This window comes from Myxococcota bacterium (assembly GCA_039030075.1).
In the GTDB taxonomy this organism is placed as follows: Bacteria; Myxococcota_A; UBA9160; order UBA9160; family SMWR01; genus JAHEJV01.
The window spans coordinates 20198-39673 of sequence record JBCCEW010000031.1; the positions used below are offsets into that span (position 1 = coordinate 20198).

The following is a 19476-nucleotide window of genomic DNA, read 5'->3' on the forward strand; positions in this document are numbered from 1 at the left end:
CTTCCCCGTAGGGCTGCCACCCATGGACGCGCTCCTGATCGCCACACCCCTTGCCGCTGGCTTTCTCGCCAGTTTGTTGATGACCCTGCCCGCAGGCCGTCTGGCCAGCGCTGCGGGGGCGATCGACAAGCCGACGGCCCGGGGCGTGAACGTGCGCAGCGGCGTACCGCTGTGGGGCGGGCTCGGCGTTGCCGCCGGTGTGGCCTGCGGCCTCTGGGCGACCGTGTCGGTGACCGAGGTCGAAGCGGATCCGTCGCGCTGGTGGGGGCTGTTCGTCGGCGCGGGGCTACTCGTCGTGGCCGGGATGTGGGACGACCGCTTCGGCTTGAGCGCGCTCCCGAAGCTCGCAGTCCAGCTCGTGGCGGCTTCCGCTGCGATCCTCTCGGGCTTCGAGATCGGTGTCTTCACCGATCCCTTCGCGCTCGAGATCATCGAACTGCCCCGCTGGATCGTGTGGCCCGCATCGCTGCTCTGGATCGTGGGCATCACGAACGCGATGAATCTGCTCGACGGCCTTGACGGACTTGCGAGTGGCGTTGGTGCGATCATCGGGGCAACGCTCAGCCTGATCGCGTTCCAGGCCGGCGCGCCCCTCGGTTTGTGTGTCGGGCTCGCGCTGGTCGGAGCGCTGCTGGGATTCCTGCCCCACAACTTTGCCCCGGCGCGGCTCTTCCTGGGGGACACCGGGTCGCTGTTGATCGGCTTCCTGCTGGCCCTCGTCGCCCTCGAGGGCTATCGCCGCGTTTCGCTGATCACCTTCGTCGTGCCGCTGCTGGCGCTCGCCGTCCCGATCCTCGACACCAGCCTGTCGATCGTGCGCCGCCTGCGCATGCGCACCAACATCCTCTCCGCGGACCGCATGCACATGCATCACCGGCTCCTCGACTTCGAGGGGTCGGCCCAGGCTGCGGTCCTGCAGTTCTACTTCGTGACGGCGGCCTTCTGCTTGATCGCCGTCTCGTTCACTCAGCTCCAGGGGGTCACGGCGATCGTGTTCCTGCTGGCAGTCGCAGGGCTGACACTTCGTCTGCTCTGGAACCTCGGCGTGCTGGATGTCGACACCCAAGAGGGCGACGAGTCCGATGCCACACCACAGGAGCACCCGTGAGTCGAGCCCTGATCACTGGAGTCACGGGCCAGGACGGCTCGTATCTCGCCGACCTCCTGCTCGAGAAGGGCTACGAGGTGCACGGGATGGTGCGCCGCTCGAGCACCGAGACCTTCGAGCGGATCGCTCACCTGCGCGACAAGATCACGCTGCACCAGGCCGATCTCCTCGACCAGAGTTCGCTCGTGAACCTGCTACGCGAAGTCCGTCCGCGCGAACTCTACAACCTGGCCGCCCAATCCTTCGTGCCGACGAGCTGGGTGCAGCCCTCGCTCACCGGTGAGTTCACGGCGCTCGGCGTGACGCGGATGCTCGACGCGGTGCGTCTCGTCGATCCGGAGATCCGTTTCTACCAGGCGTCGAGCTCCGAGATGTTCGGCATGGTGCAAGAGGTTCCGCAGAAGGAGACGACGCCCTTCTACCCGCGCAGCCCCTACGCCGTTGCGAAGGTCTACGGGCACTGGATCACCGTGAACTATCGCGAGAGCTACGACCTCTTCGCGGTTTCGGGAATTCTCTTCAACCACGAGTCACCGCGTCGCGGTCGTGAGTTCGTGACGCGCAAGATCACCGAGGCGGCCGCCCGCATCAAACTCGGACTACAGGACGAACTCCCCATTGGGAACGTCGAAGCGAAACGCGACTGGGGCTACGCGAAGGAATACGTCGAGGCGATGTGGATGATGCTCCGCGCGCCGAAGGCGGAAGACTTCGTGATCGGCACGGGCGTCCACCACACCGTGCGCGAGTGCCTCCAGTTCGCGTTCGACCACGTGGGTCTGGACCCGGATGACTTCACCCGCGTCGATCCGTCGCTGATGCGCCCTGCCGAAGTGGAGACGCTGCTCGCCGACCCGACGAAGGCGACGCGCGAGCTCGGCTGGACGGCGAAGATGCCGTTCCAGGAGCTGATCCAGCTGATGGTCGACTCGGACCTCGAGCGCCAGGAGCGCGCCTCCGGCCGTCGACAGGGGCAGGCAGGCACCCGTTGAGTGCACCCCAGTCGGTGCTCGTCACCGGGGCTGCCGGCTTCGTGGGATCGACACTCGTAGATCGCCTGCTCGGGGAAGGTCGCCGGGTCGTGGGGCTCGACAACTTCGATCCCTTCTATCCCGAGCCGCTGAAGCGGGCGAACCTCGCCCGGGCACGCGACCACACCGGGTTCGAGCTGGTCGAGGGAGACATTCGCGACGCGGCCGCGATCGCGCGTGCCTTCGAGGTCGCGGAGCCCGAGGTCGTCGTGCACCTCGCGGCGCTCGCCGGCGTGCGACCCAGCCTCGAGCGGCCCGCCGACTACTCCGACGTCAACCTGAACGGTACCACGCGGCTCTTTGCCGCCGGTGCCGAGCGCCACCGACCGCGCTTCGTGTTCGCGTCGTCGTCGTCGGTCTACGGCGAGCGCGAGCAGGGACCGTTCCGGGAGTCGGACCCGGTCGAGCGTCCGATCTCTCCCTATGCCGCCACGAAGCGCGCCGGCGAGCTGATCGCCCATACCTTTCACCACGCCTACGACATGGGCGTGACCTGCCTGCGAATCTTCACCGCCTACGGGCCGCGGCAGCGACCCGATCTGGCGGTTCGCAAGTTCGCCGAGCGCATTCGCCGGGGCGACACCCTGCCGGTCTATGGCGACGGCTCGAGTTTGCGAGACTTCACCTACGTCGACGATCTGGTCGAGGGCATCTGCCGTGCGATCGACCGCGACCTGGGGTTCGAGATCCTGAACTTCGGAGCCGGCCGCCAGGTCTCGGTGCGCGAGATGGTCGAGACGCTGGAGCGGGCCCTGGGCCAGAAGGCGCAGGTCGACTACCAGGCCCCACAAACGGGTGATGTTCGCCAGACGTGGGCCGATACGAGCCTGGCGCAAGCGCGCCTGGGCTTCCGCCCCGAAGTGCCGTTCGAAACGGGTGTCGAGCGGTTCGTGCGTTGGCTGCTGGAGGATGGAGAGCGTTGAGTGGCGGACGACGGGCCCTGGTTACGGGCGGGGCGGGCTTCATCGGAGGGCACCTGGCCGAGCGACTGCTAGCGGACGGCTGGCAGGTGCGCATCCTCGACGACTTCTCCTCGGGTCGCGCATCCAACCTGGCCGCGATCGAGAACGATGTCGAGACAGTGCGCGGAGACCTGCGCGACGAGGCGACCGTCGACGCGGCGATCGCCGACGTCGAAGTGGTCTTCCACCAGGGAGCGGTCCCGTCGGTCCCCCGCAGCGTGGCGGAACCCCTCCGCACCCACAACGTGAACGTCAACGGGACTCTGGGCCTGTTGGAGCGTTGCCGTCACGGCGGAGTCCGCCGGGTGGTGTATGCGGCCTCCTCCTCGGCCTACGGAAACACGGCAGTCCTGCCGAAGGTCGAGACCATGCCGGCCAGCCCGCTGTCCCCCTATGCGCTCCAGAAGTACGCCGGCGAGGTCTACTGCCGCCTCTACCACGAGCTCTACGGGCTCGAGACGGTCGCGCTGCGCTACTTCAACGTCTACGGGCCGCGCCAGGATCCGAAGAGTCAGTACGCTGCCGTGATTCCCAACTTCATCACCGCTTGTCTGACGGGAGAGTCCCCGCGGGTTCACGGCGATGGAGAGCAGACGCGTGACTTCACGTGTGTCCTGGACGCCGTGAACGCCAACGTACTGGCGGCCGATGCGCCGAAGGCCTCGGGATCCGTCTGCAATGTCGCCGCAGGCGGCCGCATCAGCTTGAATCAGCTCTTGGGGGAGATCCGGCGTCAGACGGGCGCCGACGTCGAGCCGATCCACGACCCGACGCGAGAAGGGGATGTTCGCGACAGCCAGGCGTCGCTGGAGCGCTCGAACGAACTCCTCGGCTACGAACCCAAGGTGGCGATCGAAGAGGGCCTCGCCCTCACCATTGCCTACTACGCCGAGCAAGGAGAGAACGCATGAACATCGGAGTGATCGGCACGGGCTACGTCGGTTTGGTGACCGGCGCGTGCTTCGCAGAATTCGGTGTGCGGGTGATCTGCGCGGATGTGAACGAGGAGAAGATCGCGGGTCTCGAGCGCGGCGAGATGCCGATCTACGAGCCCGGTCTCGAAGACCTCGTGGCCCGGAACGTGAAGCAGGGACGCCTGAGTTTCACGACGAGCACCGTCGAGGCGGTCAACGAGTCGCTGGTGCTGTTCATCGCGGTGCCGACGCCGCCGCAGGAAGACGGCAGCACGGACCTCACCGCCGTCGAGGCGGTGGCGCGCGACATCGGCCGCAGCATGGATGGCTACAAGGTCATCGTGAACAAGAGCACAGTGCCCGTGGGCACTGCCGAAAAGGTGCGCGGCTGGATCGAAGACGAGCAGAAGAAGACGGGCAACCACGTCGAGTTCAGCGTCGCCTCGAACCCCGAGTTCCTCCGCGAGGGGGCTGCGATCGGTGACTTCATGCGGCCCGACCGCGTGGTGATCGGCACCGACGACGAGCAGGCCACGGCGATCCTGAAGAGCCTGTATCGCCCGCTCTACCTGATCGAGGCACCGATCCTGCTGACGAACGTCGTCACCGCCGAGCTCACGAAGTACGCGGCGAACGCATTCCTCGCGACGAAGATCTCGTTCATCAACGAGATGTCCCAGCTCTGCGAGAAGACGGGCGCCGATGTCCACGACATCGCCCGCGGAATCGGCCTCGACAAACGCATCGGCGCGAAGTTCCTGCATCCCGGTCCGGGCTACGGCGGCAGCTGCTTCCCGAAGGACACGCGCTCGGTGGCCCACTACGCGCGCGAGGCCGGCACGCCGTTGCAGATCGTGGAGTCGGTGATCGAGGTGAACCAGGGGCAGCAGGAGCACATGATCTCGAAGGTCGTGTCCTGTCTCGACGGCCAGCCGGCCGGGAAGACCGTCGGTGTGCTGGGACTCTCCTTCAAGCCCGAGACCGACGACATGCGCGACTCCCCGGCGGTCACCATCATCCGGGCGCTGCAGGAGCAGGGCGCGAAGGTGCAGGCCTACGATCCCCAGGCGATGGAGGCCGCGAAGCAGGAGCTTTCTGACCTGCGCCTGTGCGAGGACGCCTACGACGCCTGCCGCGATGCGGACGTGTTGGTGATCGTCACCGAGTGGAACCAGTTCCGGATGCTCGACCTCGATCGGGTGAAGTCGCTGCTGGCGCGCCCGGCGATCGCCGACCTCCGCAACATCTATGAGCCGGCGGAGATGCGCGCCGCTGGCTTCGACTACGTCTGCGTCGGACGCGCTTGAGGTGACACGCCGCTCTCCCCCCATCCACGCGGTGATCCTCGCCGGTGGCGCCGGCGAACGTTTCTGGCCCGCTTCGCGGCAAGCTTTTCCCAAACCCTTCCTGCGTGTCGTGGGCGGCAAGACGCTGCTCGACGCCACCGCGGCGCGCGGGCGTCGTGCGGCGGTGCGCGATGGGCTGTGGGTCGTGTGCGGCGAAGAGCACGCGCGGCCGATCCGCCGTGCGCTGCCCGGCATGGGTCGCGGGCGCGTCCTCGTCGAGCCGATGCGTCGCAACACGGCCGCTGCCGTGTGCCTGGCCGCGCTGCGGATCGCCGCCGAGGATCCGGAGGCGGTGATGTTGGTGCTGCCCGCGGACCACCACATCCCCGACGCGCGCGCCTTCGTCGCCGACATTCGCAAGGCCGCCCGGGCAGCGGCGGAAGAAGACGTCCTGGTCACCCTCGGCGTCGAGCCGACCCGTCCAGAGACGGGCTACGGCTACATCCAACGCAGCACGGCCGTGGGGTCCGCTCACCCGGGCATGTTCCGCGTGCGGCGCTTCGTGGAGAAGCCCGACGCGAAGACCGCGCGTCGCTACCTGCGCCAGGGGGGCTACTCCTGGAACGCGGGCATCTTCGTGTGGAAGGCCCAGACGATCCTCGAAGAGCTCGAGCGCTACATGCCCGAGCTCCTGCGCGTGCTCGCGCCGGTCGCATCCCGGCGGCGCGCGCCGGGCAAGGACGCGCTGGCCCGTGCCTACGAGCGCGCGCCTTCCGCCCCGATCGACACGGCGGTCCTCGAGCGCAGCCAGCGCGTTTGGACCCTGCCGGTTTCGTGGGCCTGGAGCGACGTCGGCACCTGGGAATCGCTCGCCCAGGAACTCGGGGTCGGCCCCGGCGAGTCCCGTGTCGTCGAAGGCGAGCTTCGCTTCGACGAACCGGGTGGCAACCTCGTCTGGGGGCCTGCTGGGAAGCCCGTGACGCTGCTCGGCGTCGAGGGATTGGCGGTCATCGACGCGGGCGACGCCTTGCTGGTCACTCGCCTCGACCGCAGCAACGACGTGCGCGGTATCGTAAAGGCACTAAAGGCCCAGGGGCGGGGCGACGTAACGTAGGGATAAGCACCCAAATCGGGGTGGTCAGGGCCGACGGGGAGCCCAGCCTGCCCGACGGGAGCTCAGCCAGCCTGGAGGGGAGCCGGAAGGACCGAGGGGAATCGCGCAGATCGCGCCAGGTCGGGCCCGCGAAGCGGAAACGACGGGTGGGATCGCGCCGGATCCGCGTGGGATCGGTATGAAACGATCACGCCGCGGATTCCGTCGAACTCGGGACCACCGGGGGGACCGACCATGAGCCGACACACCAAAGAAGCGCTCGACTCGCTGCGGGGAATCCCGCTGTTTTCCGGGGTCAAGGACGACGACCTCGCGCGTATCGCGGACCTCCTGATCGAACGTCGCTTCCCGAAGCACAAGACGATCGTCGAAGAGGGGCTGCCTGGCGACTACATGTACGTGATCCGCGAGGGTCGCGTGCAGGTGTCGAAGCTCTCCGACGACGGCCGCGAGAAGATCCTCGAGTTCTTCGAGGCGGGCGCCTTCTTCGGAGAAATGTCGCTGCTCGACGACGCGCCGCGGTCCGCGAGCGTGCGCGCCCTGACCGACACCCGCATCTTCGCGCTGTCTCGCGCCGACTTTCTCGGGATGATGCGACGCTCCCCCGACATCGCGATGGCGGTGGTCCAGGAGCTGACCCGTCGCCTTCGTGACACCGACGAGCAAGCCAGCTCGCTGTCCTTCCAGCGCGTCACCCAGCGGACCCAGGGTCTCCTGCAGCGCCTCGCGAAGGAAGAGTCGGACCGCGTGGGTCGTCACATCACGCCGGCACTCACCCACCAGCAGATCGCCGACATGATCGGGACCTCGCGCGAGACGGTGACGCGCGCGCTGAAAGACCTGAAGACCGAGGGCTGGCTCGAACAAGAGGGCAAGCGCTACCTCGTTCCCTCGCCCTGAGCCCACGGGCCAGACCACACGCACCGAGGCCCACAGGCGCCTCCAGAGCACGGCCGGGGCCACCGATCAGTGGATCCATGGTCATCCACGATCCCGCCGTCGCTGCAGCGGTGTGGGAGCATTCGAGCGCCGGCGTATTCGCCGTCGATCGCAACGGTCGGCTCGCCCTGATGAACGCGGCCGCCGAGCAGATCCTCGGCGTCGGCGTCGGCGCGCGGGCGCAGGCGGGGGCCCACTTCGAGGAGACCCTCGCGGGTCACCCGGCGCTGGTGCGGCTGCTGCGCGAGGCGCTGGCCGGACGCCCGGCCCTATCCCGGGCCGAGATCGGCCTGGGGCCCGCCGAAGACGTGCGGACGCTGGGCTTCTCGCTCACCACCTGGCCAGCCGAGGACGGCGACCTGGGCGGTGTCGCGCTCGTGTTCCGGGACCTCACGCCGATCGAGCGCTCCGACGAACGCCAACGCCAGCAGGAACGCCTCGCGGCCCTCGGCGCGATGGCCGCCGGGTTGGCCCACGAGCTCCGCAACCCACTCGCGGGCATGGAAGTGGCCGCCGGCCTGCTCGAGCGGCGCTTCAAGCACGACGCCGAGAGCCTCGAGCTCGTCGGCGACCTGCGCCTGCAGCTGCGCTCACTGAGCGACACCGTGACGGCGAGCCTCGACTTCCTCCGGCCCGTGCAGGTACGCCGTGAGTGTCTCGATCCCGTCGAGTGCCTGGAGGACGCACTCTCGGTGGCGTTGAGCCGGGCGCCCGCTCCCGATCGCGTGGAGCGCCGCTTCGCAGCGGCCCTCCCGGCGTTTTCGGGGGATCGCGCGCTGTTGGGCGTCGCCCTGACGAATCTGCTCATCAACGCCTGCGAGGCGTTGCTCTCGCAGTCCGGTTCGGCGTCGCGGCTCGAGCTCGGCCTCGAGGTCGGTGCCGCGCCGGAATTGACGCGCGCGGTTCGTGTGGACCAGCCCGGGACGCGCGAACGGGCTCCCGCCCGCGAGCTGCGCATCGCGGTCGCCGACAACGGGCCGGGGATTCCGACCGACCAGCGCGACAAGATCTTCGACCCGTTCTTCACCACGAAGGAACGCGGCTCCGGGATCGGTCTGGCCCACGTCCAGAAGATCGTCGCCGCCCACGGTGGCAGCCTCTCGCTCACGACCTCGGCGGCGGGCAGCACCTTCCTCGTGCACCTGCCGCTCCTCGAGGAGGGCACATGAGCCTGGCGGGCGCCCGCATCCTCGTGGTCGAGGACCACGCTCCGCTGCGGCGCGGAATCGTGGCCGCGCTGCGCGACCGCGGAGCCGATGTCGAGGAGTGCGACCGCGGCGACACAGCGCTCGCGCGGGTGAGCGACGCCCACTCGGGCGGGTACGACGTGGTGCTCACCGACCTGCGCCTACCCGTTGCCGACGGACTCGAGGTACTCGCGGCCGCGCGTGCCCGTGACGAGCGCTGTTCGGTGCTCTTACTGACGGCCTACGGGAGCGTCGACACCGCGGTGCGCGCAATGCAGGCCGGTGCGTTCGACTTCCTCGAGAAGCCGGTGGACCTGGCTCAGCTCGAGCTGCGCATCGAGCGCGCCCTGGAGCATCGGCGGCTGGTGGGTGAGGTGCGCGAACTGCGTGAGGAACGCGCCGGGCGTGAGGCCGCGCGCGAGGTCGTCGCGCGCGACCCGGCGATGCGCGACGCGCTCGAGCTGGCCCGTCGCGTGGCCGCGACGCGCTCGAACGTGCTGATCACGGGCGAGACGGGGACCGGCAAGGAGCTGATCGCGGGCCTGATCCACCGGGCCTCGACGCGGTCCGGGGCGCCGCTGGTGCAGGTGAACTGCGCGGCGCTGCCCGAGACCCTGCTCGAATCCGAACTCTTCGGGCACGAGCGCGGTGCATTCACAGGCGCGGACCGGCGCCGCGCGGGACGCTTCGAAGAAGCGAGCGGGGGCACCCTGTTCCTCGACGAGATCGGCGAGCTCTCGGGTGCGACCCAGGCGAAGCTGCTCCGCGTGCTCCAGGACCAGCGCTTCCACCGGCTCGGCGGGAACGAGGCGCTCCACACGGACGCGCGGATCGTGGCGGCGACGAACCGGGATCTCGAGGCGGAAGTGCGGTCCGGCGCGTTCCGGGAGGACCTCTTCTTCCGCCTCGACGTCATCCGCATCGAGCTGCCGCCCCTGCGGGAGCGTCCCGACGATCTGGTCGAACTCGCCCAGCGCTTCCTGCAGGAGTTCGCAGCCGGCCGGGACAGCGCACCGCGCGGATTCGCCCCGGATGCGCTGCGACGGCTGCGCGCCCACCGCTGGCCGGGAAACGTGCGCGAGCTGCGAAACGCGATCGAGCGCGCCGAGCTGCTGGCGCCTGGGGCGACGATCCGGGCCGAGGATCTCTCGCTGGTCGAGGCGGCTCCCGCGGAGGATGCGGCTGCCTGGCGCCCTCAGCTCCCGCCCCCGGGCTGGACCCTCGATGACTGGGAGCGTGCGCTGGTAGAGGAAGCCTTGCTCCGCACCGGCTACGTTCAGAAAGACGCCTGCGAGCTGCTCGGGATCAGTCGGCGAAAGCTGAACTACATGATCCAGAAGATGGGCATCACCCACGAGCGCTGGCGTCGCAATCGGCCGACCACCGACGCCTCGGACGACGCGGAAACCCCGGATTCCAAAGGGCTTGATTCCCGTCCCCGTTGAATGAACCCTACCCACCCACCCGGTTTCCAAGCCCCTGGACGGGATCCCCTGTCTCGTCCCCCTAGAGGTAAGAGCTTCGATGCGCGTTCTCGTTTCCGACCTTCGTGTACTGGTCCTCGGCCTGTTGGGCCTCGTGCTGCTCGCGGGCGCCTGTGGCTCCGACGAGTCCGCGCTGGCCGACCACTTCGACCGCGGTGAGGAATACCGCGAGAACGAGCAGTGGGAAGAAGCGATCATCGAGTACAAGAACGTGCTCCAGATCGATCCGAACCACGGGGGAGCGCATTTCGGGCTCTCCCAGTCGTTCTTGAGCTCCGGCAAGACCGCGGAGGGCTTCTGGGAGCTGCGCGAGGCCGTCCGCACGGATCCCGGCAACCACGAAGCCGCCGTGCAGTTCGGCCAGCTCTCGGTCTACGCGGGCGAACTCGAGGAGGCGCTCGAGCGCGCCAACGCCGTGATCGCGGCCGAGCCCAACAACGAAAAGGCGTGGCTCGTGAAGGGGCAGGCCCACGAGGGTCTGGAACAGCGCGACGAGGCCCTGGCCGCTTTCGAGAAGGCGGTCGACGTGAAGCCCGACGACGACGCGGTCCTGCTCGTCCTCGCCAACTTCCACCGTCGGGCCGGGGACCGCGTGCGCGCCGAGCCGCTCTTCCGGAAGGCGGCCGACGACCATCCGTCGACGCGCTCGTTGCTCGCGTTGGCAGGGTTCTACTCCGAGGACAAGGACCGCGACGGCGAAGCCGAGGGGGCCTACCGCCGCGCCCTGGCGGTCGCCGAGGACGGCGACATCGAGCGCTCGTACGGGCTGCTCGGCAACTACCTCTACGCGCGCGAGCGGCCCGACGAGGCGATCGCGGTCTTCAACGAGGGCATCGAGAAGTCGGTCGATCCTCTGCCGCTCATGTACCGCCTCGCGCGGATCTACCTCGGTCAGGGCAGGGAAGACGATGCGAACGCGCTGATCGAAGAGGCGACCACGAAGGTCACCGACGATCCCCAGCCCTATCTCACCCTGTCGAGCTATCGCGGCGCCCAGGGCGACCTGGCCGGTGCGCTCGAAGCCGCCGAGAACGCGATCCGCGTGGCTCCGGACAACGAGAACGGCCCGCTTCGCAAGGCCGAGGTCCTGCTCGAGATGGGCTACCGCGACGGCGACGAGGAGTTGACGAAGCAGGCCCGCGAGCTCGTCGATGGCGTGCTCGAGAAGGAGCCCTCGAATCCGGGCGGCCTGTTCGTGCGCTCGAAGCTCGACCTCGCCGAGGTGAAGCTCGACGACGCGATCCAGGGCCTCCGAGCGGCGATCGACGTGCGTCCGGACTGGGCCGAGGCCCACTTCCTGCTGGGTTCCGCACTGCGCATGAGCGGTCAGCGGGCGGCCGCCCGCACCGAACTCGCGCGGGCCCTCGAGATCGACGCCTCGCTCTTCGAGGCACGCCGGGTCCTCGCCGACGTGCACGCCGATCTCGGCGAGCACGAGTACGCCGTCGAAGAGGGACGCCGCTACCTGCAGATCAACCCGGGGTCGAACACGACCCGCATTCGCGTGGCCCAGGGCCTGATCCACATGGGTCGGATCGACGAGGCCCGCACCGAGATCGAGTCGATCCCGGCCGAGGCCCGGGACGAGCAGGTGGAGTTCGCCCTCGGTCGCATCCATCACCAGATGGGCGACTACGAGACGGCTCACCAGTTCCTGCTCGCCGCGGTCGAGCGGCGCCCGGATCACCCCGAGATCTTGAGCAGCCTCCTGGCGACGGAGGAGCGACTCGGGAAGACCGACGACGGCATCGCGCGGGTGCTGAAAGCGGTCGAGGACAACCCGGACTCGTCCTCGCTGCAGCGACTCCTCGGTGTCATGTCCCTCGCGCAGGGCAAGCCCGAGGACGCGATCGCCGCCTTCGAGAAGGCGATCGAGATCGACCCTTCGGACATGACGGCCTATCGCAACCTGGCCGACGTGTACGCGCGCACCGGTCGCACGCAGCAGATCATCGAGACCTACGAGAAGGCTCTGGAGCAGCGGCCCGACCAGCCGCGTATCCATCACTTCCTCGGCGTGCTCCACGAGATGGGCGGCCGCACCGATGTGGCGGTGAAGCACTACGAGAAGGCCATCCAGTTCGCCCCGGATCTGGCCGAGTCGAAGAACAATCTCGCCTATCTCTACGCCGAGTCGGGCGAGAACCTGGATCGGGCACTCGACCTCGCCCAGGACGCCAAGGCGCTTCTGCCCGACGATCCCAACACGGCCGACACGTTGGGCTGGGTGCTCTACCGGCGCGGCGTGCCCGGGGCGGCGGTGGGCTACCTCAAGGAAGCCGAAGCCGGGCTGGAGTCGGACGATCCGAATCTCGGGCTCATCCGCCACCACCTCGCTCTGGCCTACAAGGAGAGCGGCGAAAAGGAGAACGCCCGGTCGGCCGCGCGGCGCGCGATCGAGGCCCATTCCGAGTTCGTCGAGGCCCAGAAGGCCCGTGGGGTCCGCAATATGCCCCCGCCGCCGTGGCTCGGCGAGGCGAAGAGCATGGTGGAGAGCCTCTAAGCCCTCGCCAGCGCTCGATTCTGCGTCCCCTCGCCGGTCCCGCTCGGGCTCCGGGAAGGGTCAAGCCCACTCGGTGGCCGTCCGATAACTCTCCGGTGCAAGTGCACCCGCTGCGGGTGCGACAGCCGGAGGGTGGCGATGAACGCCTGGAAGCGGACGTTGGGGATGGGTCTCGGCCTGTGCATCGGGGCGGCGACGCCGTGCTTCGCCGAGTCGGTGGAAGCGGTGGACGCACCGGAAGCGGCGGCTCTGGAGACCTCGATCGAAGAGGTCGCGGAGGCGCCGGCCGCCATGGCGGACGCGGCGGACGAAGATGTCGCCGTCGAGCCCGCGGCCCTGGACGATGCGATGCCGCTCGAGGATGACAGCACGTGGGACGAGACCGCCGACCTGGCGGCCGAGACCGCGGAGGGCGCGGATGCGCCGGTGGCCGAGACGCCGGCCGAGCCGAGCGGACCGGTTCTCGGGGCCGTGGGATACGACTCGGCGGGTCAACCCGGTCGCGTCCACGTCGTCGCATCGGGCGACACGCTCTGGGACATCTCCGACGCCTACCTGGGCACGCCCTGGGTGTGGCCGTCGATCTGGCAGGACAACGGGGACATTGCCAACCCCCACGTGATTCACCCCGGGGATCGCATCTGGATCACTCCGAACGAGATGCGTCGCATTTCGGCGGAAGAGGCCGAGGTGTTCCTGACCAACGCGCCGGCGCCCGAGGAGAGCTTCGAGACCGTGCCGGCCGCGCTGGACACCGAGACCGAGGAGCCCCCGGTCGCGATCGTGCAGCCTTCGCTCGTTCCTGAAGAGGCCCGCATGGTCCGCGTCTCGTCGCTCGAATCGGCGGGTCTGATCTCTCCGCAGATGCTGACGAGCGCCGCGAGCGTCGTCGGTCGCGTGCCCCAGCGCCTGCTGATGAGTCAGGAAGATCGCGTGTACCTCGGTCTGGGCGAGAGCGAGGTCGCGGTGGGCGACGAGTTCACCATCTTCCGTACCAACGAAAAGGTGACGGACCCGGACACGGGTCTCCTGCTCGGCTACCACGTGGAGATCGTCGGTTGGGTGCAGGTCGAGGAGACCTTCCCCGAGACCTCTCTCGCGTCGATCCGCATGTCGACGGGCGTCGTCGAAGAGGGCGACCGCATCATGCCGCGCGAGCCGGTGACGCCCGAAGTCGCGATGCGCGCGGCTCCCGACGGCGTCGAGGGCAAGATCAGCTACTTCCCGAAGCGCCGCGTGCTGATGGGATTCTCCGACTTCGTCTACCTCAACCGCGGCACGCTCGACGGTGTCGAAGTCGGCAGCCCGCTCGAGGTGTACCGCCCCGGCTACGGTGCGGTCGAGGTGTCGCGCGACGAGCGGGTGGAAGTGCCCGATCGGGTCGTGGCCCAGATGCTCGTGGTGAAGGCTTCCGAAGAGTCTGCCGTCGCGCTGGTGATCTCCACGGCGACCGAGCTCGAGCTCGGGGATCGCTTCCGCGGCGCCACGCAGTAGCACGCGTCTGCGCCGGAAACGTGTCATGCTCCCGGGGACCCCGGTCCCCGGGAGTTTCGCGTGTCCGACCGCGAACCGGCCGCTGACCGCGTAGCGCGCGATCCCGCGCACCTTCGAACCCAGCGTTCCAACCCCGACCGGTTGGATTGGTTGGCGCTGCAGCTCGCGGGGGCGCTACGCGCCGCACCGACGACCGAGGCCCTGCGCGACGCTGGCTCGCCGCGCCTCGCCCTGGCGCGGCTTCCCGCGCGCGCGCGCCCCACGGCGAAGGCCGTCCGCGCTGCGGCCCAGCGCATCGCCGATCGCGGCGTGACGTTCCTCGGCTGGGGCACCGAGGGCTACCCGCGTCGGCTCGCCCCCCTCGTCGATGCACCTCCTGTGCTCGGCGTCCGGGGGCATCCGGAGGTGCTGTCACGTGACGCCGTGGCCATCGTGGGAAGCCGCGCCGCCACCGCCTATGGCCTGGGTGTCGCGCGGCGCCTGGCCGCCGCGCTGGCGGAAGCCGGCCTGGTGGTCGTCTCGGGGCTCGCCTACGGCGTCGATGCGGCCGCCCATCGCGGCTGCTTGTCCGCGGGAGGCACGACCGTCGCCGTGCAGGCGTGCGGTCTCGACGCGGTCTATCCCGCGCGACACCGAGCGCTGGCCGACGAGATCGCGGCTACGGGGGCGGTCGTCTCCGAGTTCGCACCGGGCCAGCGCCCGCGCCGCGCGTTCTTCCCCCTGCGGAACCGCCTGATCAGCGGGCTCGCCCGGGCGGTCGTGGTCGTCGAGGCCCGCGAACGCAGTGGTTCGCTGACCACGGCCCGTCACGCGGCGGAGCAGGGGGTCGAGGTCTTCGCGGTGCCCGGGCCGATCGACGGCGCCTCGCACCGGGGCTCGAACGGCTTGCTGCGCGAAGGCGCGGCGCCGCTGCTCGAGCCCGCTGACCTGCTGGACGCGCTGGCCTGGCCGCGGGTGGAGGTTCCGGAGGCGGCCCCGTCCCCTCCGGCGGGTCCCGCCGACCGGGTGCTGCGCCGCCTCGCCCACGAAGGCGCGGATACCGAGACGCTGGCGGCGATCCTGGCGCTCCCGCTCGAATCGCTCGCGGCCACCCTGCTCGAACTCGAGCTGGCCGGTCGGATCGAGCGCGAGCGGGACGGCCGCTGGCGGCTCCGGGCCTGAGCTATCCTCGTCCGTCTCCACGTTTCGCCTCTCCCCCTGGATTCTTTCGGAGCCGCGCTTGCAGGTCCTCGTGATCGGGGCGGGTCTCGCGGGTTGTGAAGCCGCCTGGCAGGCGGCCCGCCGCGGGCTCGATGTCACTCTCGTCGAGATGAAGCCCCTCGAACGCTCGCCAGCGCACCACTCGGACAGCTTCGCCGAGTTGGTGTGCAGCAATTCCCTGCGCTCGAATCGCACCACCCACGCGGTGGGCCTGTTGAAGGAAGAGATGCGGCGGCTGGGCTCGCTGGTGCTCGCCGCGGCGGACGAGGCGGCGGTGCCGGCGGGGCAGGCGCTGGCGGTGGATCGCGAGCTGTTCTCGGCCCGCATCACCGAGACCCTGCGCGCGCATCCGCGGGTCCGCATCGAGCACGCGCGCATCGACACGATCCCCGAGGACCGCCCCGTGATCCTCGCGACGGGGCCCCTCACCGCGGGCGGTCTCGCCGACGAACTCCAGCGCGTGGTCGGAGAGGAGTCGCTGTATTTCTACGACGCGCTCTCGCCGATCGTGTACGCCGACTCGATCGACATGGAGATCGCCTTCCGGGCGTCGCGGTGGGAGGACGGGGAGGGCGACTATCTGAACCTCCCGCTCTCCCGCGAACAGTACGAGACGTTCCACGCTTCCCTGCTCGAAGCCGACACGGTTCCGCTGCACTCCTTCGAGCGCGCGCTCTACTTCGAGGGATGCCTCCCCATCGAGGAGATGGCGCGGCGCGGGGTCGACACCCTTGCCTACGGTCCGATGAAGCCCGTCGGATTGCGCGACCCGCGCACCGGCGAGCGCCCCCACGCGGTCGTCCAGCTCCGCCAGGAAGACAAGCGCGGGGTGCTCTACAGCCTGGTCGGATTCCAGACGAAGCTGCGTATCGGCGAACAGCGACGCCTGCTCCGCACACTGCCCGGCGCGGCCGAGGCGGTGTTCGCGCGCTTCGGCTCGGTGCATCGCAACACCTACCTGAACGCGCCCCGACACCTGGGGCCGAGTCTCGAGCTGAACGCGAAGCCCGGGGTCTATGTGGCGGGTCAGATGTCGGGGGTCGAGGGCTACGTGGAGTCCGCGGCGTTGGGCGGGTTGGCCGGGATCCACGTCGCGCATGCGGTTTGCGGGCGCCCGCTGCTGCGACCGGATCCCACCACCGCGCACGGTGCACTGCTCGCCTTCCTCGGTGGCGCCGACGCGAAGCGCTTCCAGCCGATGAACGTGAACTTCGGCCTCTTCCCGCCCCTCCCGGGCAATCGGAAGCTCAAGCGCCGCGATCGCTACCCGCTGCTCGCGGAGCGCGCCCTCGGCGAGATCGACCGCTATGCCGACGCCGTGGCGCCCGAGGGTTTCGCATGAGCGCGGTGCGCAACGCCCAGGCCGAGCGCGACGCCTTCGAGCAGTTCCTGGCGGCGGAGCGAAACCTCTCCGCGCACACCCAGCGCGGCTACCTCGCGGACCTGCGTCAGTTCGGAGCGTTCCTCGACGGGTCGGTACCGGGCCGCGAGGCCACCGCCGAGCACGTCCGCGACTACCTCGCGTCCCTCCACGGCAAGCGCCACCCCGCCACGCTCGGGCGCAAGCTCGCTGCGCTGCGCTGCTTCTTCCGATTCGCGGTGCGTTCCGGCTGGCGCGCGGGGGATCCGACCGAGGGGATCCCGACGCCGCGGACGCCGAAGCGCCTGCCGCGACCGCTCGCCGTCGACGACTGCGTCGCGCTCGCCGAGTGCGAGCCTGCGTCCGTCAAGGGCGAGGCGGGTGCCGACCCGAGCGAACGCGACCTGCGCGATCGCGCGCTCGTCGAGGTGCTCTATGGCGCCGGCCTGCGCGTGTCCGAGTTGGCGGGGCTCGACCTCGCCGACGTCGACGCACGCCGCGGTGACGTGCGTGTGCGCGGAAAGGGCGGGAAGGAGCGGGTCGTCCCGTTGCCGCGCGCCGCTCGCGAGGCGCTCGAGACGTACCTCGGGATGCGCGCAGCGGGTCGGGGATCGGACACGCCGCTCTTCACGACGCTGCGCGCGCCGAAGGAAGCGCGGCGCCTCGGCGTCCGCGACGTGCGCCGCGTGCTGCTGCGTCTCGCGCGCGCGGCCGGGCTCAACGATCGCGTGCATCCGCATCGCCTGCGCCACAGCTACGCGACCCACCTGCTCGACATGGGCGCGGACCTGCGCGAGATCCAGGAGCTCCTGGGTCACGCGAGCCTCTCGACCACCGAGAAGTACACGGCGGTCTCGATGGAGCGTCTGGCCGAGGTCTACGACCGCGCGCACCCGCGGGCGCGCCAGCGCAGCAAGGCGCCGCGCCCGAAAGAGGAGTCTTCATGAAGCGCGAAACCGTCCGCTCGACCACGGTCGTGGCCGTCCTGCGCGACGGCAAGGTAGCGATGGCCTCCGACGGTCAGGTGACGGTCGGCGAGACCGTGATGAAGCAGGGTGCGCAGAAGGTGCGCGCGTCGTCGAACGGAGAAGCGCTGATCGGCTTCGCGGGTGGCGCCGCCGATGCGTTGGCGTTGATGGAGCGCCTCGAGTCGAGGCTCGAGGCCCATCCGGGCAACCTGCGCCGCGCGGCCGTCGAGCTTGCCAAGGAGTGGCGCACCGACCGGGTGCTGCGGCGGCTCGAGGCGATGCTCCTCGTCGGCAATACCGATTGCGTACTGGTCGTGTCGGGCAACGGAGACGTGATCGAGCCCGACGACGGCGTGGCGGCGATCGGGTCCGGCGGGAGCTACGCCCTGGCCGCGGCCCGTGCGCTCTTCCGCCACACTGAGCTCCCCCCTGCCGAGGTCGCGCGGCGCTCCCTCGAGATCGCCGGCGAGATCTGCATCTACACCAACGATCACGTGACCCTGGTGAACCTGCCATGACCGATACCCCCAGCTTTACGCCGCGCGAAGTCGTCTCGGAACTCGACCGCTACATCGTGGGCCAGCCCGAGGCGAAGCGAGCGGTGGCCATCGCACTCCGCAACCGCTGGCGACGACGCCAGGTGCCCGAGGAGCTGCGCGACGAGATCGCGCCGAAGAACATCATCATGATCGGACCTACCGGCGTCGGGAAGACCGAAGTCGCGCGTCGGTTGGCGAAGCTCGCACAGGCGCCGTTCCTCAAGGTCGAGGCGTCGAAGTTCACCGAGGTGGGCTACGTCGGTCGCGACGTCGAGTCGATCGTGCGCGATCTCACCGAGCTCGGGGTCGCCCTGGTCCTCGAAGAAGAGAAGCGCGCCGTCCGCGCGAAGGCCGAGGAGCAGGCCGAGGAGCGCCTGCTCGATGCGCTCCTGCCGCCTCCGATCGTGTCGCCCCACGGACCAGCGCCCGACCCGCAACAGGCGATTCCGCTCCCCGCACCCGACGCCGGCTCCGACACCAGTGCGACCCGCGAGAAGCTGCGACGCATGTTGCGCGAGGGAGCCCTCGACGACCGCGAGGTGGAGGTCGAGGTCGAGGATGGGGGTGGCGCGAACCCGAGCGTCTCGCTGTTCACGCCCCAGGGCGTCGAAGAGATGGGCATGCAGTTCAAGGATCTGCTCGGCGGCCTGCTCCCCCAGAAGACCCGGCGTCGCAAGATGCGCGTGGCCGAAGCCCGCGAGGTGTTGTCCGCCGAGGAGGCGACGCGCCTGGTCGACATGGACACCGTGCGCGAGCAGGCGATCGCGCGGGTCGAACAGAGCGGCATCGTGTTCATCGACGAGATCGACAAGGTTGCCGCCGGGGCGGCCGGCAAGGGCGGGCCCGACGTCTCCCGAGAGGGCGTTCAGCGCGACCTCCTTCCGATCGTCGAGGGGTCGACCGTCCAGACGAAGCACGGTCCGGTGGCCACCGACCACGTGTTGTTCATCGCAGCTGGCGCCTTTCATGTGGCGAAGCCCTCGGATCTGATCCCCGAGCTGCAGGGGCGGTTCCCGATTCGCGTGGAGCTGACGTCCTTGGGGCAAGAGGATTTCGTGAAGATCCTGACCGAGCCGCGCAACTCGCTCGTGCGCCAGTACTCGGAGCTACTCGCCACCGAGGACGTCCACCTCGAGTGGAAGGAGGACGGGATCGCCGCGATCGCCGCCTTCGCATCGCGCGTGAACGAGCGCTCGGACGACATCGGCGCCCGACGCCTGCACACGGTGATGGAGAAGCTGCTCGAGGAGCTCTCCTTCGAGGCCCCCGACCTCGGCGGTTCGCAGCAGGTCGTCGACGAGGCCTTCGTGCGCGAGCGCCTCGAGAGCCTGGTCGAGGACGAGGACCTCGCGCGTTTCATCCTCTGAGGGCCCCGGCGGCCCTCGCG

At 69.5% G+C, this 19476-nt stretch carries 16 protein-coding genes; all 16 read left to right on the plus strand.

Features of this window, described 5'->3' with window-relative positions; genetic code table 11:
* Positions 1–22 precede the first annotated feature (22 nt).
* The 16 genes from AAF430_23420 to hslU all read left to right on the plus strand — a co-directional run bounded on the left by AAF430_23420 (position 23) and on the right by hslU (position 19456).
* Positions 23–1108: an MraY family glycosyltransferase gene (locus AAF430_23420; GenBank protein ID MEM7413200.1), complete on the plus strand. Its 1086-nt coding sequence runs from the start codon at positions 23–25 to the stop codon at positions 1106–1108.
* Complete coding sequence (gmd, locus tag AAF430_23425; protein ID MEM7413201.1) at positions 1105–2100, plus strand: GDP-mannose 4,6-dehydratase; 996 nt, start codon at positions 1105–1107, stop codon at positions 2098–2100. The genes AAF430_23420 and gmd overlap by 4 nt, the downstream gene beginning before the upstream one ends.
* A complete protein-coding gene (locus tag AAF430_23430) occupies positions 2097–3062 on the plus strand; it encodes a GDP-mannose 4,6-dehydratase (GenBank protein MEM7413202.1) in 966 nt (321 codons plus the stop codon). The genes gmd and AAF430_23430 overlap by 4 nt, the downstream gene beginning before the upstream one ends.
* Positions 3059–4012 carry an SDR family oxidoreductase gene (locus tag AAF430_23435; protein ID MEM7413203.1) on the plus strand — a complete coding sequence of 318 codons (954 nt, stop codon included), beginning with the start codon at positions 3059–3061 and terminating at the stop codon, positions 4010–4012. Before AAF430_23430 ends, AAF430_23435 begins: the two co-directional genes overlap by 4 nt.
* The gene (locus AAF430_23440; protein MEM7413204.1) at positions 4009–5322 is read left to right on the plus strand and encodes a UDP-glucose/GDP-mannose dehydrogenase family protein; all 1314 of its coding nucleotides are present in this window, start codon (positions 4009–4011) and stop codon (positions 5320–5322) included. Before AAF430_23435 ends, AAF430_23440 begins: the two co-directional genes overlap by 4 nt.
* Positions 5264–6415: a mannose-1-phosphate guanylyltransferase gene (locus AAF430_23445; protein MEM7413205.1), complete on the plus strand. Its 1152-nt coding sequence runs from the start codon at positions 5264–5266 to the stop codon at positions 6413–6415. The genes AAF430_23440 and AAF430_23445 overlap by 59 nt, the downstream gene beginning before the upstream one ends.
* A gap of 234 nt (positions 6416–6649) precedes the next feature.
* Positions 6650–7315, plus strand: coding sequence for a Crp/Fnr family transcriptional regulator (locus tag AAF430_23450; GenBank protein ID MEM7413206.1), 666 nt, complete (start codon positions 6650–6652; stop codon positions 7313–7315).
* Positions 7316–7392: 77 nt separating this feature from the next.
* The gene (locus tag AAF430_23455) at positions 7393–8523 is read left to right on the plus strand and encodes an ATP-binding protein (protein MEM7413207.1); all 1131 of its coding nucleotides are present in this window, start codon (positions 7393–7395) and stop codon (positions 8521–8523) included.
* Positions 8520–9986 (plus strand): sigma-54 dependent transcriptional regulator, encoded by a 1467-nt coding sequence (locus AAF430_23460; protein MEM7413208.1) that lies wholly within the window; start codon positions 8520–8522, stop codon positions 9984–9986. The genes AAF430_23455 and AAF430_23460 overlap by 4 nt, the downstream gene beginning before the upstream one ends.
* A gap of 79 nt (positions 9987–10065) precedes the next feature.
* Positions 10066–12528 (plus strand): tetratricopeptide repeat protein, encoded by a 2463-nt coding sequence (locus AAF430_23465; GenBank protein ID MEM7413209.1) that lies wholly within the window; start codon positions 10066–10068, stop codon positions 12526–12528.
* A gap of 138 nt (positions 12529–12666) precedes the next feature.
* Positions 12667–14022, plus strand: coding sequence for a LysM domain-containing protein (locus AAF430_23470; protein ID MEM7413210.1), 1356 nt, complete (start codon positions 12667–12669; stop codon positions 14020–14022).
* A gap of 60 nt (positions 14023–14082) precedes the next feature.
* Entirely contained in the window at positions 14083–15183 is a 1101-nt protein-coding gene (gene dprA / locus AAF430_23475; protein ID MEM7413211.1) for a DNA-processing protein DprA, read from the plus strand.
* Positions 15184–15241: 58 nt separating this feature from the next.
* Positions 15242–16564, plus strand: a complete 1323-nt coding sequence (gene trmFO, locus AAF430_23480; protein ID MEM7413212.1) for a methylenetetrahydrofolate--tRNA-(uracil(54)-C(5))-methyltransferase (FADH(2)-oxidizing) TrmFO — start codon at positions 15242–15244, stop codon at positions 16562–16564.
* Positions 16561–17529 (plus strand): tyrosine recombinase XerC, encoded by a 969-nt coding sequence (locus AAF430_23485; protein MEM7413213.1) that lies wholly within the window; start codon positions 16561–16563, stop codon positions 17527–17529. The genes trmFO and AAF430_23485 overlap by 4 nt, the downstream gene beginning before the upstream one ends.
* Positions 17526–18068: an ATP-dependent protease subunit HslV gene (hslV, locus tag AAF430_23490; protein ID MEM7413214.1), complete on the plus strand. Its 543-nt coding sequence runs from the start codon at positions 17526–17528 to the stop codon at positions 18066–18068. The genes AAF430_23485 and hslV overlap by 4 nt, the downstream gene beginning before the upstream one ends.
* Positions 18065–19456, plus strand: a complete 1392-nt coding sequence (hslU, locus tag AAF430_23495; protein ID MEM7413215.1) for an ATP-dependent protease ATPase subunit HslU — start codon at positions 18065–18067, stop codon at positions 19454–19456. The genes hslV and hslU overlap by 4 nt, the downstream gene beginning before the upstream one ends.
* Positions 19457–19476: the final 20 nt, after the last annotated feature.